This window comes from Nonomuraea sp. KM88, from assembly GCF_052245635.1.
Taxonomy (GTDB): domain Bacteria; phylum Actinomycetota; class Actinomycetes; order Streptosporangiales; family Streptosporangiaceae; genus Nonomuraea.
On the sequence record NZ_JBQQCC010000011.1, the window covers coordinates 141054 to 157127 of the forward strand.

The following is a 16074-nucleotide window of genomic DNA, read 5'->3' on the forward strand; positions in this document are numbered from 1 at the left end:
CGCGGGCCCCGGCTACAGGGCACGCAGGCCGTTGATCACCTCTCGGAGCAACGACTCCGAGGGGGCGGCGGCCTTGTCGCGCGGCGGGCGTACGGTCACCAGGCCGTGGTCGAGCAGGTCTCCCAGCAGCACCCGCACCACGGCGACCGGCAGGCCGAGGGTCGAGGCGACCTCGGCGACGGGCTTCGACTGCCCAGCCACGCAGGTCAGCAGCCGGCGGTGCTGGGAGCCGAGTTCCGCCTTGGCGGGCGCGGGCAGGCCCGTCGAGGCGACGGTCGCCAGCAGGTCGAGCGCCGACGACGACGTGGGCCTGGTGCGCCCGCGGGTGACCGCGTACGGCCGGACGACCGGCCCCGCCTCCTCGTCGACCCACTCGTGCTCGCGACTCACGATCCAGATCCCCCATCCTGCTCGCTGTCCTGCCGCCCGCGCTGCCAGCCGGACTGGAGCGAGGAGAGCAGCGCTCTGGCCTCCTCAGGTGAGCGCTCCGCGACCGGCTGCTCGGCGGGCGGCGCCTCCTTGAGCCGCTGCGGCAGGTTCGCCTGCCGCTCGCGCCGCGGCAACCCCGTCTCCCGTTCCCGCTGGGGCAGGCCCGTCGTCCGCTCGCGCCTCGGAAGCCCCGCGTCCCGCTCGCGCTGCGGCAGCCCCGTCTCCCTTTCGCGCTGCGGCAGCCCCGTCTCCCTTTCCCGCTGCGGCAGCCCCGTCTCCCTTTCCCGCTGCGGCAGCCCTGTCTCCCGCTCGCGCTGCGGCGGCTCGGCCGGCTCGGGGTCCTGCCGCTGTGGCAACGCCGTCGGGCCGCCCTGGAGTTGCCGCGGCACGGCCGTACGACCGTTCCCCTGGGATTGTTGCGGCACCACCGTGCGAGCGTTCCCCTGACCCTGCTGCGGCACCGCCGCGGGGCCGCTCCCCACCGCCCGTCTGCTGGTACGAATCCGGCGCGGCAGATCGCCCGGCCCGGTCGGCTCCTCCCTGACGACCGACACGGAGACGGGCTCGAAGTCCATCGGCTGCACGGGCGTGGGGATGGGCTCGACCAGCGAACCGGGCACCAGCACGATGGCGGTGGTGCCGCCGTACGGTGAGGGTTTGACCGTGACCTTGACGCCGTGCCTGGCGGCGAGCATCGCGACCACCGCGAACCCGAGCCGTTCGGTCTGCGCGGGGTCGAACTCCGGCGCGCTGGCCAGGCGCTCGTTGATGGCCCTGCGGGTGTGCTCGTCCATGCCCAGGCCGCGGTCCTCGATCTCGACCGCGAAGCCCTTGCCGACCATCTCGCCGCGCACGGAGACCTCGTTGCCGGGGGAGGAGAACGAGGTGCCGTTCTCGATCAGCTCGGCGAACAGGTGCATCAGGTCGGCCACCGCGGCGCCGGAGACGCCGCACTCGGCCATCGGGTAGACGCGGACGCGGGTGTACTCCTCGACCTGGGCGGCCGCGCCGCTCAGCACGTCCTCCATCGGGATGACGCCGCGCCACCTGCGGCCCGCCGAGCCGCCGGACAGCAGCACGAGGCCCTCGGCGTGGCGGCGCATGCGGGTGGTGAGATGGTCGAGCCTGAACAGCCGTTCCAGGGCCTCGGGCTCCTCCGTCTGCCGCTGCATCTCGTCCAGCAGCCGGAGCTGGCGCTGGAGCAACGACTGGCTGCGCCTGGCCAGGTTGCGCAGCGCCTCCGACACGCCCTCGCGCAGCCTGGCCTGCTCGACGGCGGCGTCCACGGCCGTGCTCTGGACGCTGTCGAACGCCGCCGCGAGGTCGCTGACCTCGCTGGTCGAGTTCTCGCTCACGCTGATCGGCGGGGCCTCGGTCGCGATGTCGACGCTCTCGCCCTTGCTCAGCTTCGACACGACCTCGGGCAGCCTGATCTCCGCCAGGTCGAGCGCCGTGCGGCGCAGCGCGGCCAGCTCGCGGGTGATGCGGCGGCCGACCCTGATCGAGACGACGACGGAGAACACGACCGCGATCAGGCCGAGCGCGCCGGCGACGCCGGCCTGCACCAGGACGGACACGCCAGCGGGCTCCATCCTGGCGAGCAGCTTGTCGCCGGTGGTGCCGATGGCCTCCCGATATTCGGCCTGCACCTGCTCGGCGATGCCCCGCCAGAGCTGCATGTCCACCCGCTGGCCGCCGATGTAGCCCTCCAGGAGGTTCTCCATCGTGACGTATCGGGGCGAGTAGTACAGCTTCTCGAACGGCGCCCGCAGCTCGGTGTCGAGGTTGGCCAGGGCCTGGGGATACAGGTACGTCCTGGCCCCGTCGATTCCGGCCAGCATGTGCGTCTCGTGCATGGTGGCGCGGCCGTTCGTGGCCACGATCAGCGCGTGCTCACGGCTCAGCAGCTCGCGCGCCTGGTCGGCGGTGATCAGGCCCTGCCCCTGCAGGGACAGCTCCAGGTCGGTGCTGACCACCAGCCTGGAGTACAGCAGGTGGATCTCGTCGGAGACCTTCGAGTACTCCGTGACGAGGTTGCCGGCGACGAACCTACGGTCGTCGACCTTCTTCCTGATGTCGGGCAGCCGGTCGGCCTCCGCGAGCACGGTCTGGAGCTGAGTCCGCATGTCCGGGGTGAGGACGTCCTGGGTGTCCTGCGCCATCGCTCCGTCGCGCAGCTCCTTCCTGGCCACGTCGACCTTCTCCCGAGCCTGCGCCAGCGCCTTCGGATCCTGCACCGCGCCCGCGAGCCGCTCGGCCGAGGCCAGTCGCTCGGCCTGCAGGCCGGACACCAGGGCGTCGGCCCTGTTGATGACACCGGTCCAGATGGTCTCGACCTTGAGCAGGCTGAGCGCCTCTCCCGACGTTGTGCTCGCGGCGAAGCCCCAGAGCGCGATCAGGGAGACCAAGGGGATGACGAGCAGCGTCGAGATCTTGAATCTGATGGATCTGCCCGATGCCATGACACCTGCTCCCGGATAGAAGATCGCGGGAGAGAATAGCACCGAAACAGACGCTTTTAAGATCGACTAGCGATAAATCTGTGATATGTCGGGAAATTGACGGCCTTTGCGGCGGCCGGACGCCAGGCCAGCCACGCCAGCCACCCCGCGAGCACCGCCAGCAACGACACCTCCGCGGCCAGCAGCAACCGCTCCACCAACCCGATCATCACCCGCTCGCCCGGCAGCGCCACGTAGGTGATCGCCAGCAGCCCGAACCCGCCCGCCAGCGCCACCCACTCCACAGCCCGCGCGACGGGCTTCCACGCCGCGTGCGCGGTCAGCCGGGGCACCAGCAGCGCGCCCGCGGCCGGCAGGCTCACGAACGCCGCGACCGACGCGTACCTGTGGATCTGCGCCGCGAGATCCGGATCCTGGCCGATGGGTGTGGTCGGGACGATCGCCGCCACGATCAGCGCTCCCGACCACACCATCAGCAACCGCCCGGGCATCCCCCGCACGGGCGCCCCCGCGGACCGCAGCCCCGCCAGCAACACCAGAGACCCGACCCCGAGAACCGCCATCGCCATCTCCGTCACGCCCCCGCGGTCGGACACGGCGAACTCGCTCACGGTCACGTTCATGGGGTCGAGGTAGGGGGCCGAACCGAACTGGCCGGCCACCACGGCGACCACCGAGAACAGGATCGAGGCGCAGGCGATCAGGGGGTAGAGCCTCTTTGCTGCGGTCATAGGCCCTACCCTGCCCCTGGCGACCGCTCCCCCGCATCAGGCCCCGCCCCCGACCCGACCCTGACCCGTCCCTGAGTCCTCATCTGTGGGCAGGGCGCGCGCCCGTGCCGCCACGCGGCGCGGAGCCGGCGCGGCGGGGCCGGCGTCAGTCGAGGATGTGCGCGGTCGCGCGGGCGTAGCGGTGGCGGATCTCCTGCACCGCCTGACCTTCGTACGTCTGGGTGTCCCCCGAGCGCCAGTCGGGGGTGGTGACCAGGGTGGCGGCCTGGTGGGCGGCGCCGTCGGCGACGTATTCGGCGGGTGGCGGCACCGCGATCGGCACGCCGAAGATCGTGGGGGCGATGCGGCGGACCGCCTCCGAGCGGGCCGCGCCCCCGATCAGCAGCACCCGTTCCGGCCGCAGGCCGAGCGCGTCGTGCGCGTCGGCCAGCCCGCACAACATGCCTTCGACGGCGGCCCTGGCCAGGTGGGCGGGGGTGGCGGTGGACAGGGTAAGCCCGTGGATCGACCCCGTCGCGGTGGGCCGGTTGGGGGTGCGCTCGCCTTCGAGGTAGGGGACCAGCGTGAGCCCTTCGGCCCCCGGCGGCGCCTGGAGGGCGAGGTCGCTCAGCTCGTCGAGCGAGACGCCGGCGATGCGGGCGGCGGCGTCCATGACGCGGGCGGCGTTGAGCGTGCACACCAGCGGCAGGAAGCGCCCCGTCGCGTCGGCGAACCCGGCGACCGCGCCGGTGGGGTCGGCGCTGGGTGTCTCGGCGACCGCGAACACGGTGCCGGACGTGCCGAGCGACACCACGACGTCGCCGGGCCGGGCGCCGACGCCGAGCGCAGCCGCCATGTTGTCGCCGGTGCCCGGCGCGATCAGCACGCGCCCGGAACCCGGCGCCGCCTCCTGCGGCCCGAGCACCTTGGGCAGGTGCGGGACGGTGCCGAGTGCGGTCTTCAGCAGGTCGGTGCGGTAGGCGCCGGTCGCGGGGGACCAGTAGCCGGTGCCGGAGGCGTCGCCGCGGTCGGTGGCGAGCTGGTCGAGGGGCGGCGTGGGGGCCTCGCGCCAGGCCCGCGCGTCGAAGGGGCCGGAGGCGAGGGCGCCGGCCAGGCGCCAGGTGAGCCAGTCGTGCGGCAGGCACACCGCCGCCGTGCGCTGGACGCCGGCCGGCTCGTGCTCGGCCAGCCAGCGCAGCTTGGTCACGGTGAACGACGCCACGGGCACCGAACCCACCGCGTCGGCCCATGCCTGAGGGCCGCCCAGCTCGGTGACCAGGTCGGCGGCGGCCCGGGCGGAGCGGGTGTCGTTCCACAGGAGGGCGTCGCGGACGACGTCGCCCGAGGCGTCGAGGCAGACCATGCCGTGCTGCTGGCCGGCCACGCTGATGGCGGCCACGTCGTCGAGCCCGCCGGCCTCCTCGATGGCCTGCAGTAATGCGGCCCACCAGTGTGACGGGTGGACCTCGGTGCCGTCGGGGTGCGGGGCCCGGCCCTGCCGGACCAGCGCGCCCGTCTCGGCGTCGCGGATGACGACCTTGCAACTCTGCGTGGAGGAATCGACCCCTGCGACCAGCGTCACCCGCGTACTCCTAACACGTGTTCCAGCGCCAAACTGGTTGAGATGGGGGGAATGCTACCCGCGCCCGGCGGGGACGCGGGTGACCAGGGCGTCCGCGGCCGTCCGGGAGATGCGCCCGTCGGCGCGGTCGGCTCGCCCATGTCTCGATGCTCCCCCCGCGATCAGGTGTTCACAAGCCCGACGGGTCGCGGCCCACGCTGATCTCCTCGGCGATCCTGCGGATCTCCGTCACCTCGAGGCCGGGAGCCTTGGGCAGGTCGCGCAGCAGCGCGTCCATCACCACGGGCACGGGCTGGCCTGCGAGCCTGCCCGCGATGCCGTGGACCGCCCTGAACAGCGCCTCTTCGGTGTCGTGCATCGGCAATCTCCTCGGTTCGGGTACCCGGAGAACGGTACGGCCTCTGTCCGACAGTTGCGCGCCACACCCCGCCCGCGTGTTCCCCGCCGCCGATGGGCCCCGGCAGGCCCCACCGGCCGTCGCTCGGCGGCAGCGGGGCTCTCCAAGTGGTTGAATTCTCATACATTTGAGGTGGCTCCATCGAAAGGGGTACACCATGCCGGTTCAGCGGCTCAACCACGCGGTCCTCTACGTGCGCGACATGGAGCGCAGCGTCGCCTTCTACCGTGAAGCCCTCGGTTTCGAGGTCGTCATGAGCCTGCCGGGCGCCGCCTTCCTGCAGGCCCCCGGCTCGACGAACGACCACGACCTGGGCCTGTTCGAGATCGGCGGCGACGCGGCCCCCTCACCGGCGGGCCGCACCTCGGTCGGCCTCTACCACCTGGCCTGGGAGGTCGACACCCTCGACGAGCTCGATCGCATCGCCGCCAGGCTGCGCGAGCTCGGCGCGCTGGTCGGCGCCTCCGACCACGGCACCACCAAGGCGCTCTACGCGAAGGACCCCGACGGGCTGGAGTTCGAGGTGTCGTGGCTGGTGCCCGCGGCGTTGCTGACCGACGAGGTGCTCGCCGCCCGCTCCAGCATCCGCCCGCTCGACCTGAGCGCCGACAAGGAGCGGTACGGCGCACGGACCCGAGGCGGCGTGGGCGTGTCCGTCCCGGCCTGAAGTACCGTGGTGATGACGGCTCCTTCGCCACGGAGCGATTCCACCGGGTGACTTCCAGGGGAAACGGCCATGCCAAGCGATCCTGACCATGTGCTCGACGCGATCGACGGCGTAGTCGACGAGTGGGAGACGCTGAGCGCCGACGCCATGCGCTGGGCGCCTCCCGAGAGCAAGAGTCCCGACCTCATGACCGAGGTGACCGAGATCTTCGGCCCGCTGGTCAACGCGTTCACGGAGGTGCTGCGGCCCGTCGGCGACGCGTTCGAACGGGTCCTGCAGTCGTTCGACGACGACGACCGCTGACGCGACCCCCTCCACCGGCGGGCCCGTCCGCTCGGCCTGGGGTCGCGGAGGGGTGGACGGTGACAGAGGGTGCACTAGACTGGCTCGCATGATCTGGCGACATTGATCCATAACCAGGGGCCGGCGCGGGGCGCGCGGGCCTCCGAGGCGACAAGCACTCGGAGTCCCTACTCGTCCCCCTGGAAGGCCTCATGCTTGTCGCATCACTCTACGTCTACGCGTTCCTCGGCGAATTCCTGCTGATCTACCCGGTCTACACGCTGCTGTTCATCGACACCGGGTTGTCCGTGGCCGAGACCTCGTCCCTGTTCGTCATCTGGTCGGCGACGGGCATGGTGCTCGAGATCCCGTCCGGTGCCTGGGCCGACCGGCTGTCCAGGCGCGTCACCCTGTTCCTCGGGCCGCTGCTGGCCGGGCTGGGTTTCACCCTGTGGTTGGTCTTCCCTTCCTACTGGGCGTTCGCGCTCGGCTTCGTGTTGTGGGGCGCCGAGGGGGCGCTGGTTTCCGGCGCGTTCGAGGCCCTCTCCTACGAGGAGCTGGAGCGCCGCGGCCAGGCGCACCGTTACACCGCCGTCATGGGCCGGGCCACCGCCGTGGGCACCGTCGCCGCCGCGGCGGCGATCGGCCTGGCCACGCCCGTTCTCGCGTCCGGCGGCTATCCGGCCGTGGGCGTCGCCAGCGTGCTGGCCTGCGTCCTGTGCGCGGCCACGGCGCTCACCCTGCCCGAGCACCGCACGCGCGGCGACGGCGCTGAGGAGGGTTACCTGGCGATCCTGAAGGCCGGCCTGACGGAGGTCCGCACGGATCGCCGGGTCCTGCGCGCTGTGCTGCTGGTCGCCTTCGTGACGGCGATCTGGGGAGCGCTGGAGGAGTACGTCCCCTACCTCGCGATCGAGGCGGGCGTGACCAAGGCCGTGATCCCGATGCTCATCCTCCTGACCTGGGTCGGCGCCACGGCGGGCGGCCTGCTGGCCGGACGCGCCCGGCACATGCCGCCCCGCGCGTACGCCCTGACCCTCGCCCTCGCGGCGCTGGCCATGGCGGCGGGGGCGGTGAGCGGGCACCCGGCCGGGTTCGTGCTGATCGCCCTGGCCTTCGGGGCGTTCCAGCTGGCCGGGGTGGTGGCGGACGCGCGGATGCAGGAGCAGATCACCGGCACGGCCAGGGCCACCGTGACGTCGGTCGCCGGTCTGGGCATGAACGTGGTCACGCTCGCCGTGTACGCCGCGTACGGGGCGACGTCGTCGTACGTGTCGAACGGCCTGACGTTCGCCCTCATGGTGGTGCCGTACGCGTTCATCGCCCTGGTGACGGCGCGCTCGACGGCGCTCGCCCCGGCGCGCCGGTGACCGGGGCCGTTCCCCGGCGGCGGCCCTGCTCGCCGCCGGGGACGGCCTTATGGGCGGAGGGCCGCCGGTTCGGGCCCACGGCCGAAACCGCGGATATAACACCGAAATAGGGCCTGTTTGACATCTGACGAGAAGCGTTAACCTCCGTTAACTTGACAGCACCCCCAACCGAGGAGTGCTCATGTTGAGTAAACGCGGTGCGGTGGCAGGATCCATCATCCTCGCCGCCTGCCTGGCCACCCCCCTCAGCCCAGCGTTCGCTGAGCCGGCACCGCAATCAGCTCCCCCCTCCGCGCCTCCCCCCGTGATCGACGCACTCGAACGCGACCTCGGCCTTTCCGAGGAGCAGGTCATCACCCGGCTCGCCAACGAGCAGCGCGCCGCGGCCACCGAGGCCTCGCTCAGCGGCAAGCTGGGTGCCGACTCGTTCGGCGGCGCCTGGCTCAACAAGGACGCCTCCAAGCTCATGGTCGCCACCACCGACGCCGCCGAGACCGCCGCCATCGAGGAGCAGGGCGCGCAGCCCGTCGTCGTCAAGCGCACGCTGGCCGAGCTCGAGGGGATCGTTCAGAAGATCGACCAGGCTCCGGAGACCGCCAGGTCCGGTGCCGCCCTCTGGTACGTGGACGTGACCGCCAACAACGTCTCCGTCCAGGCCTCCACGGTGGAGGCCGCGCAGGCCCTCGCCGACGCCGCGGGCGTCGACAAGGAGGCGCTGACCGTGTCGGCGACGACTGAGCAGCCGAAGCCGTTCATCAACATCATCGGCGGGTCGGCCTACTACATCGGCTCGAGCCGCTGCAGTGTCGGCTTCTCGGTCACGCGAGGCAGCACCCCCGGCTTCGTCACCGCCGGGCACTGCGGCCGGGCCGGCTCCAGGACCACCAACCCGACCGGCACCTTCCAGGGCTCGTCCTTCCCTGGCAACGACTACGCCTGGGTCGCCGCGCCCGGCAACACCCCGCAGCCGTTGGTGCGCGGCTCCGGCGGCTCGACCGTGACCGTACGCGGCTCCTCGCAGGCCTCCGTCGGCTCCTCCATCTGCCGCTCCGGCTCCACCACCGGCTGGCGCTGCGGCACCATCCAGCAGCACAACGCCAGCGTCACCTACCCGCAGGGCACGGTACGCGGCCTCACCCGCACGTCCGCCTGTGCCGAGCCCGGCGACTCCGGCGGCTCGTTCATCTCCGGCAACCAGGCCCAGGGCGTGACGTCCGGCGGCTCGGGCAACTGCAGTTTCGGTGGCACGACGTACCACCAGCCGGTCAATGAGATCCTCAGCGTGTACGGGCTCACGCTCCGCACCGGCTGACCTTCCCGCGAACACGCGCAGCGCGCCCGCCGCCGCGGGCGCGCTGCGCCTTTCTGGTCCGTGCGCAGGACCGTCGCGGCGGCGGCGATGAGTTTCTGGCGGCGGGCCGGTCTGTCGTGGTGTAAGGCACATCGACGACAGAGGAGTGGGCCATGAGGCGACCCGTTCTCGACAGCATGCTGCTCGCGAGCACCGATCCCGACCGGCTGCGCGACTGGTACGCCGCGGCGCTGGAGCCGGAGGAGAAGACCGACGTCGGCGTGATCCGGGTGCTGAAGTACGGCGGCTTCCATCTGCTGATCGACACGCGGGCGGACATCGCGGACAAGAATGCCGAGCCCGGCAGGGTGATACTGAACTTCGACGTGGCCGATGCCCGCGCCGTGGTCGCCCGGATGGAGAGTCTGGGAGTTTCGTGGCTGGCCGAGCTGGAGGACCGCGACGGCAGCCTGTTCGCCACCGCGATCGATCCCGACGGCAACTACGTCCAGATCATCCAGCTCAGCGAGGCGCACCGCGCGGCGATGTGACGAGAGGGGGCGGTTATCGTGTTCGGCACGACGAAGGCGTTCAGCGGTTTCTCCGTGAATGACGTCGCGGCAGCGAGAAGTTTCTACGGCGGCACGCTCGGGCTCCGGGTTTCGGAGGAGCACGGAATGCTGACGCTGCACATCGAGGGCGGCAACGGCGTCCTGGTATATCCGAAGGGCGACGCCCACACGCCGGCCTCGTTCACGGTTCTCAACTTCCCGGTCGAGGACATCGACAAGGCGGTGGAGGAGCTCGCGGCGCGGGGAGTGCGTTTCGAGCGTTACGAGGGCATGCCGATGGACGAGAAGGGGGTTTTCCGCGCGGAGGGCCCGCCGATCGCGTGGTTCAGGGATCCGGCGGGCAACGTCCTGTCGGTCATTCAGGTCTAGGCCTCGCGCGGGGGCGCCCCAAGGGTGCCCCCGCCGCCGGAAACGCCCTGGAAACACGCCGCCTGGTCTCCTGGTCTGACCATGCCGACCTTGCTTGACAGCCTGTTCCGCGCCGGCCATTTCGCGCAGGCTCGCCGCGGCTACGCGGACATCCTGCGCACCGACCCGGGTGATGCCCACGCCAACGCGCAGATCGGCCGCATCGCCCTGCTGTCGAACGCGTTCATCACCGCCGAGAAGTATCTGGCCAGAGCCGTGGAGCTGGCCCCCGGCGACGACGTGCTCAAGGAGCTGCTGGCGGACTGCTACGCACGCCAGTACAAGCTTGCCCGAGCCGTCCCGATGCTCAGGGCCGCCGGGAGGGACGCGGTCGCCGCGCAGTACGCCGCCGCCGGCGACACCCCGTTCGACCTGTACGGCCCGCGCAGCACCAAGCTGGTCTTCCAGCAACTGGACCCGCTGCCCACCGTGGAGGCGTCGGTCAACGGGTCGGAGCCGATGAGGTTCCTGCTGGACACGGTGGCGGAGCCGCTCCTCACTATGGAGGCGGCCGAGCGGGCGCGCCTGCGCGCGGTGGCCTCCACCCGTGCCAGGGACGGCACGGAGACGCATCTCGGCGTCGCGAGATCCTTCCGGCTGGGATCGATCGAGGTGCGCAACGTACCCGTCGTCTGGCGCGATGCCGACGTGTCCGCGTCCGGCACCATCGGGATGAGCGTCTTCTCCCGTTTCCTCACCACGATCGACTACGTCCGCCAGGCCCTCGTCCTGCGCCGCAGGTCGCAGCTGCGGGCGTTCAGGGCGGAGTCGGCGCGGCATGACGCGGAGATCCTGCCGCTGTGGCTGGCGGGCGGGCGTTTCCCGTGCACGGTGGGCAGCGTCAACGGCCACGGCCCGCGCCTGGTCTGCCTGTCCACGGGCGAGCCCGGCGTCGGGGTGACCACCTCGGAGAAGTTCGCCACGCTCTGTGGCCTGAAGTTCGAGACCCCTCGTACGGGGAGCGGCGGCGGCCCGTGCTATCCGATCGTCGCGGACCAGGTGGCGCTCGGCGCCGCGACGGGCCGCGGGATTCCGGGGGTCGTGGGGCCGTTGTTCGACGACCGTCTGGGATTCGACACGATCGCGACCTTCGGCCACGAGTTCCTCAAGCGTTTCGCCGTCACGTTCGACTTCACCGGCATGGGCCTCTACGTCACCGGCCCGCCCGGGGCACAGTCGCGTTGAATAACTACTTATGAGGTTTAAATCCCTTATATGGCAAAAGTTTAGTTCTATGCCTTTTGTGCCTTTTGGGGTAAATGCAACTCCGACATGCTCAATGACCTCCGACACTGGTAGTGGAGACCCGGGTCGCGAACCCGGGCACCTCGACGCCGTGCCGGGGCCCCGCCCCGCACGGCGCCACAGAACACGGGGGTACACAGTGAAACGAATGCTTCTCGCGGCGGCCTTGGCGCTGACCGCCTCCACTGCCGGTATGACCGGCGCATCCGCGCACTCGCCAGCCCTCTCCTCGCCGGTCCCCTCGCCGGATTCGTCGCCCGGCACGTCGCCCGGCACGTCGCCAGGGCCGGGAGGCGCCCCGATCGGCCCCGGATGCTCCGCGCTCGAGAGCAGCCTGCCGGGCCTCGCCGACCAGACGGCCGCGACCGCGCTGTCCGAGGTGCCCGACCTGTCCTCGCTGGACGAGGCCGTACAGGAGGCGGGTCTGGCCGACCGGCTCGACCAGGCCGAAGAGCTCACGATCTTCGCGCCCGACAACAAGGCGTTCGAGGCCATCCCGCAGGATGCCCGCGACCAGCTCATGGGCGACAACGAAGAGCTCACCAGGGTTCTGACCTACCACGTCGTGGAGGGCAAGAAGACGCCCGCCGACCTCGAGGAGGAAGGCACCCTGACGTCGCTGGAGGGCGGTGAGCTCAAGATCGAGGGCTCGGGCGAGAACCTCATGATCAACGACGCGAAGCTGGTCTGCGGCGGCGTGCAGACGAAGAACGCGACCATCTACGTCATCGACAAGGTCCTCATGCCCGAGTGACCGTCACCACCGGATCCACGCCCCGGACCGGGCGCGATCGCCAGGCCACCACCCTCGTGACCGCGCCCTTACCCGGGGCGTTTCCCTGCCCGCTCCGAAATGCACGAGCGGCCGTACGAAGAAAAGGCTGATCAACCACTGACCTGGCTATTTCCCGTCGGGTAACTCCGAGAGAACCTGAGTATCTGCTGTCGTCAAGGCCTCGCGGGAGTGAATTCCGGCTGAACGTCTTTGACATGCTGCCAAAAGAATGGGGGCAGGCGGTCTGGCGACACCCGGTGATGATAGAAAGACCCCGTGTCGACCGATGAATCGTCTTTCACGGCCAGTACGCCATCCGCGAGCGGTTCGCCGACCGCCTCTCCGAGCCCGTCGGCGTCCGACCCGGCCCCCACGCCGTCAGCGACCACCACGCCGACTCAGCCCCCGACTCAGCCCTCGACGCAGCCGCCCACCACGCCGCCCACCACGCCGCCGACGGCAACGGACCAACCGGCTACGACGCCTCCGGCGGCCACACCCGGAACACCCAGCCCTTCGGAGTCTCTGGTGAGCCCGTGCCCGCACGCTCCCGCGTGCCCTCCGCCCGTCTGCCTCCCGTCGAGCCTGCGCACCACGCCGACGCCGGCCGCCACCCCCGAGCCCACGCAGGCCCCGGACACCTCGGGCGGATCCCAGGACGGCTACGAGACCGGCGTGAGCCACGTACGCAAGTTCGCCGGCATCATGGACATGTCAGCCACCGGGGTCGACACGGTCAAGGAGGCGACCCCCCGCTTCGAGGGCTCGAGCCTCATCCCTCTGGCCGGCATGCCCATCGTCGGGCTGAGGTTCGTCAGCCGGTTCAACACGATCACCGACACCTGGAAGGACAGCGCCGGCATCCTCTCCGAAGTGCTGCACACCGACAGCGGCAAGGTCTCCAGGGCCGCTGACAACTACGTCGCCGCCGAGCGGGCCGGCACCATCAAGTGAGAGGGGCACGATGTCGACCGGCGAACCGCCGAAGCTGATCCTGCCCGGCCAGAGCACGCCGACGGCCAACCAGCAACTCCACGTCGCCAACGCCCGCGGAACGGTGCAACGGACCGTCACGGTCGCTCCGGGGCGCACCGACCCCGGCTTCTACAAGCGGCTGATCACGCAGCTGAACCCGCTGCGCCAGTCCACCAGGGCGGCGATGGCGATGTCGGGGATCGGCGTCGCCGCGCTCGCCCTGGACGTGGCGGCCACCCTCAACCTGGGCAACCCGTTCCTCTTCTACGACCGCCGCGAGCAGTGGAAGGAGATGGCCGGGCTGCTGGAGGCCAGCCGGTCCGACCTGTGGCGCTCCTACTTCGACGACATCTCGCCCAACTGGAAGGGCGCGGCGGTGGAAACTCTCCAGCAATACGTGCGGTTCAACATCAACGGCCTGTACGGCCAGCTGGCCAAGGTCTCCGAAGCGATGAGCGGCACCATGCACGGCCAGTACAAGCAGGTGCTGGGGTACGACCTGTCGGTGTTCGGGCTCTACGCCACCTCGGCTCCCATCCTGCGCAGCGTGGCCGCCATGAGCGCGCACCCCGTGGGGAAGGTCGCCCTGATGGCCCAGGTCGGCCTGTTCATGAGCGCGGCCGGCAACCTGGTCAAGCAGTTCGCCGACGTGTACAACTCCTACGAGGGCGAGCTCAACAAGCTGGAACTCAAGCTCAACGATGTGAGGGGCGCCTTCTACCGCTCCGGGAACCCGGACATGGGTGCACGCGACCTTCACCTCACGCCCAACATCGAGGATCCGTCCATGGTGGACGACTACTGGATCCCCGTCGGCGGGGAGGCCTCATGAGGCACGCAGACGCGTTCTCCTCAGGCTGGCAGGACGACGTCGCCGGGCTGCTGCGCGAGACCGAGGGCTGGGCCCGCGCCGTGACCGGGGCGCTGGGCGAGCTGGAAGAGGAGCGCCTGGCGGGCGCCGACCCGTCCGCCACCGTCCGCGTCGAAGTGTCCGGCACCGGCCGCCTGCGCAAGTTGTCCATCGACCCGCGCTGTCTGCGCGCCCTCGACCACGAGCAGCTCGCCCAGGCCGTCCGCGAGGCGATCGTCGCCGCCCACCTCGCGATGGACGAGCGGCTGACCGAGGTCGTCCAGACCCTCGCGGGCAGTCCCTCGGACACCGCGGTGCCCGCAGACCCGCTCGCTGGCCACATCCGCGACGTCCTTCGGGGAGAGTGATCGATGGAGGAGGCGCAGGCACGGCTCGATGCGCTGATCGCCGCCGCCGAACGGGCGGAGGCCAGGGTGGAGGAGTGGACGGCCGCCGAGTTCACGGGCCGCGCCGACCGTGGCGGCATCGTGGCCGTCACCGACGCGCTCGGCGTCCTCACCCGGCTGGAGATCTCACCACGGAGCAGGAGAAAGCTGGACGCGGCGAACCTGGCCGACGCCATCTTCGCAGCGATCACCACGGCCGAGGAGGCCGCGGCGGCCGCCCGGGACAAGTTCCTCGCCGACCTCGGGCGGTAAGGGACCGAGTGCATCCGCCCCGGCTATTCTGCAGAAGCCCAGCCGGACCATCGGCTCACGTACACGAGGATCACCGGCCCGCGCGGGCGTCGCTCGCGATACTGCGCGTACTTGGTGACGAGGTCGTCGATCGCCCGGTCGTGATCCGGTCCGCCGGACACGACACGGGCCCGGCCGTCGGCGCGCACCCACCACAACCGCGCCCACTCCTCGTCGTCGTAGCGGTCGGCCAGGAGGCAGGTGGAGGGGTTCTCCTCGATGTTGCGCAGCCGCCGCAGGCGGGTGGCCGACTTCGGTTTGTGATCGACGGCGGTCGCGACGACGTCGCCCGACACGGCGAACGTGACGGGCACCAGATGGGGGACACCGTCGCCACCCACCGTGGCCAGGCGGGCGACCCGCTCGCCGGCGAACAGAGCACGGGCACGATCGGGGTCCATGCCTTGCCTACGTACCCGCGGGCACCTGGGTGAAGCTCGCGCGGTAGGCCGTGGGGGTGAGCCCGACCCGGCCGACCATGTGCTTGCGGAGGGAATCGGCGCTGCCCAGCCCGCTCCGCGCGGCCACCTGATCCATGTGCAGCCGGGTGGTCTCCAGGAGTTCCCTGGCACGGTCGATGCGCCGGTGCAGCAGCCACTGGAGCGGGCTCATCCCGGTCTCCGTGTGGAACCGCCTGGTCAGGGTCCGCACGCTCATCCTCGCGTGACCGGCCAGGTCGGCCAGGGAGAGCGGGCGGTCGAGGCGCTCGAGCGCCCAGGCTCGGGTGGCGGCGAGCGAGGTGCCGTGCTCGGCGGGCATCGGCGTCTCGATGTACTGGGACTGGCCGCCTGGCCGCACGGGAGGGACGACGGCGAGCCGGGCGGCCGTGTTGGCCACCGCGGCGCCGTAGTCGGCCCTGACCAGATGGAGGCACAGGTCGATGGCGGCGGCCGCGCCCGCCGAGGTGTAGATGCCGCCGTCCTCGACGAAGAGCAGGTCGGGTTGCACCTCGACCGACGGGAAACGGGCGGCGAGGTCGCCGGCCAGGTTCCAGTGGGTGGTGGCGCGGCGCCCGTCCAGCAGGCCGGCCTGGGCCAGGACGAACGCGCCCGTGCACAGGGAGGCGATGCGCGTGCCGCCGGCCGCGGCTTTCCGCAGGGCGTCGAGCGTCTCGGAGGGAGCCTGTTCGCCGCCGCTGCCGACGGCGATCACCGTGTCGGCGCCCTCCACCGCGTCCAGCCCGTACGGCACCACGATGTCCGGGCCTCCGACGGTCGCCAGCGGGCCGGGGTTTGCCGTACAGATACGCACGTCATAGTGCGGAACGCTGTTGAACACCATGAGCGGGATCGAGACGTCGAAACTCAGCACGGGGGGCACGACGACTGCGGCGATGCGGTGCATGGCCAGATCCTCCGGAA

Annotated in this window: 20 protein-coding genes; 12 read left to right on the forward strand and 8 right to left on the reverse strand. The window is 71.0% G+C overall.

The features are described from left to right. Window positions 1-12: 12 nt before the first annotated feature. The 5 genes from ACTWPV_RS29655 to ACTWPV_RS29675 form a co-directional block, all read right to left on the reverse strand. Complete coding sequence (locus ACTWPV_RS29655; RefSeq protein ID WP_347646057.1) at window positions 13-390, reverse strand: DUF742 domain-containing protein; 378 nt, start codon at window positions 388-390, stop codon at window positions 13-15. Next, window positions 387-2891, reverse strand: coding sequence for a nitrate- and nitrite sensing domain-containing protein (locus ACTWPV_RS29660; protein WP_443154304.1), 2505 nt, complete (start codon window positions 2889-2891; stop codon window positions 387-389). The genes ACTWPV_RS29655 and ACTWPV_RS29660 overlap by 4 nt, the downstream gene beginning before the upstream one ends. Before the next feature lie 56 nt (window positions 2892-2947). Continuing rightward, window positions 2948-3622, reverse strand: coding sequence for a DUF998 domain-containing protein (locus ACTWPV_RS29665; RefSeq protein WP_443154305.1), 675 nt, complete (start codon window positions 3620-3622; stop codon window positions 2948-2950). Between the two features lie 145 nt (window positions 3623-3767). Beyond that, window positions 3768-5183 (reverse strand): xylulokinase, encoded by a 1416-nt coding sequence (locus ACTWPV_RS29670; protein WP_443154306.1) that lies wholly within the window; start codon window positions 5181-5183, stop codon window positions 3768-3770. A 169-nt stretch (window positions 5184-5352) separates the two neighbouring features. Then, window positions 5353-5541: a hypothetical protein gene (locus ACTWPV_RS29675; RefSeq protein ID WP_132341854.1), complete on the reverse strand. Its 189-nt coding sequence runs from the start codon at window positions 5539-5541 to the stop codon at window positions 5353-5355. 196 nt (window positions 5542-5737) lie between these two features. Between ACTWPV_RS29675 and ACTWPV_RS29680 the strand changes: the two genes are divergently transcribed. The 8 genes from ACTWPV_RS29680 to ACTWPV_RS29715 all read left to right on the forward strand — a co-directional run bounded on the left by ACTWPV_RS29680 (window position 5738) and on the right by ACTWPV_RS29715 (window position 12169). Continuing rightward, window positions 5738-6247: a VOC family protein gene (locus ACTWPV_RS29680; protein WP_347646053.1), complete on the forward strand. Its 510-nt coding sequence runs from the start codon at window positions 5738-5740 to the stop codon at window positions 6245-6247. Between the two features lie 69 nt (window positions 6248-6316). Continuing rightward, window positions 6317-6550, forward strand: coding sequence for a hypothetical protein (locus tag ACTWPV_RS29685; protein ID WP_347646052.1), 234 nt, complete (start codon window positions 6317-6319; stop codon window positions 6548-6550). 191 nt (window positions 6551-6741) lie between these two features. Next, window positions 6742-7899, forward strand: a complete 1158-nt coding sequence (locus ACTWPV_RS29690) for an MFS transporter (RefSeq protein ID WP_443154307.1) — start codon at window positions 6742-6744, stop codon at window positions 7897-7899. A 304-nt stretch (window positions 7900-8203) separates the two neighbouring features. Continuing rightward, window positions 8204-9211, forward strand: a complete 1008-nt coding sequence (locus ACTWPV_RS29695; protein ID WP_443154308.1) for a S1 family peptidase — start codon at window positions 8204-8206, stop codon at window positions 9209-9211. Between the two features lie 152 nt (window positions 9212-9363). Continuing rightward, complete coding sequence (locus tag ACTWPV_RS29700) at window positions 9364-9741, forward strand: VOC family protein (RefSeq protein ID WP_347646049.1); 378 nt, start codon at window positions 9364-9366, stop codon at window positions 9739-9741. 54 nt (window positions 9742-9795) lie between these two features. Beyond that, window positions 9796-10131: a VOC family protein gene (locus tag ACTWPV_RS29705; protein WP_443154485.1), complete on the forward strand. Its 336-nt coding sequence runs from the start codon at window positions 9796-9798 to the stop codon at window positions 10129-10131. Window positions 10132-10212: 81 nt separating this feature from the next. Further along, a complete protein-coding gene (locus ACTWPV_RS29710; protein ID WP_443154309.1) occupies window positions 10213-11355 on the forward strand; it encodes an aspartyl protease family protein in 1143 nt (380 codons plus the stop codon). A gap of 253 nt (window positions 11356-11608) precedes the next feature. Beyond that, complete coding sequence (locus ACTWPV_RS29715; protein ID WP_347646046.1) at window positions 11609-12169, forward strand: fasciclin domain-containing protein; 561 nt, start codon at window positions 11609-11611, stop codon at window positions 12167-12169. A 431-nt stretch (window positions 12170-12600) separates the two neighbouring features. On the opposite strand, the gene ACTWPV_RS29720 is transcribed toward ACTWPV_RS29715, so the two are convergent. Further along, window positions 12601-12816 carry a hypothetical protein gene (locus tag ACTWPV_RS29720; protein ID WP_443154310.1) on the reverse strand — a complete coding sequence of 72 codons (216 nt, stop codon included), beginning with the start codon at window positions 12814-12816 and terminating at the stop codon, window positions 12601-12603. Window positions 12817-12865: 49 nt separating this feature from the next. Between ACTWPV_RS29720 and ACTWPV_RS29725 the strand changes: the two genes are divergently transcribed. Genes ACTWPV_RS29725 through ACTWPV_RS29740 form a run of 4 tightly spaced genes read left to right on the forward strand, consistent with a single transcriptional unit; the run spans window position 12866 to window position 14674 of the window. Then, window positions 12866-13144 (forward strand): hypothetical protein, encoded by a 279-nt coding sequence (locus tag ACTWPV_RS29725; RefSeq protein WP_443154311.1) that lies wholly within the window; start codon window positions 12866-12868, stop codon window positions 13142-13144. 10 nt (window positions 13145-13154) lie between these two features. Further along, a complete protein-coding gene (locus ACTWPV_RS29730) occupies window positions 13155-13997 on the forward strand; it encodes a hypothetical protein (RefSeq protein WP_443154312.1) in 843 nt (280 codons plus the stop codon). Next, window positions 13994-14383 (forward strand): YbaB/EbfC family nucleoid-associated protein, encoded by a 390-nt coding sequence (locus tag ACTWPV_RS29735; RefSeq protein ID WP_443154313.1) that lies wholly within the window; start codon window positions 13994-13996, stop codon window positions 14381-14383. Before ACTWPV_RS29730 ends, ACTWPV_RS29735 begins: the two co-directional genes overlap by 4 nt. Before the next feature lie 3 nt (window positions 14384-14386). Then, window positions 14387-14674 carry a YbaB/EbfC family nucleoid-associated protein gene (locus ACTWPV_RS29740; protein ID WP_347646042.1) on the forward strand — a complete coding sequence of 96 codons (288 nt, stop codon included), beginning with the start codon at window positions 14387-14389 and terminating at the stop codon, window positions 14672-14674. Window positions 14675-14697: 23 nt separating this feature from the next. On the opposite strand, the gene ACTWPV_RS29745 is transcribed toward ACTWPV_RS29740, so the two are convergent. Together ACTWPV_RS29745 and ACTWPV_RS29750 are read right to left on the reverse strand one after the other, a co-directional pair. Beyond that, window positions 14698-15114 (reverse strand): TIGR03668 family PPOX class F420-dependent oxidoreductase, encoded by a 417-nt coding sequence (locus ACTWPV_RS29745; RefSeq protein ID WP_347646041.1) that lies wholly within the window; start codon window positions 15112-15114, stop codon window positions 14698-14700. Between the two features lie 7 nt (window positions 15115-15121). Beyond that, entirely contained in the window at window positions 15122-16057 is a 936-nt protein-coding gene (locus ACTWPV_RS29750) for a GlxA family transcriptional regulator (protein WP_443154314.1), read from the reverse strand. Between the last annotated feature and the right edge of the window lie 17 nt (window positions 16058-16074).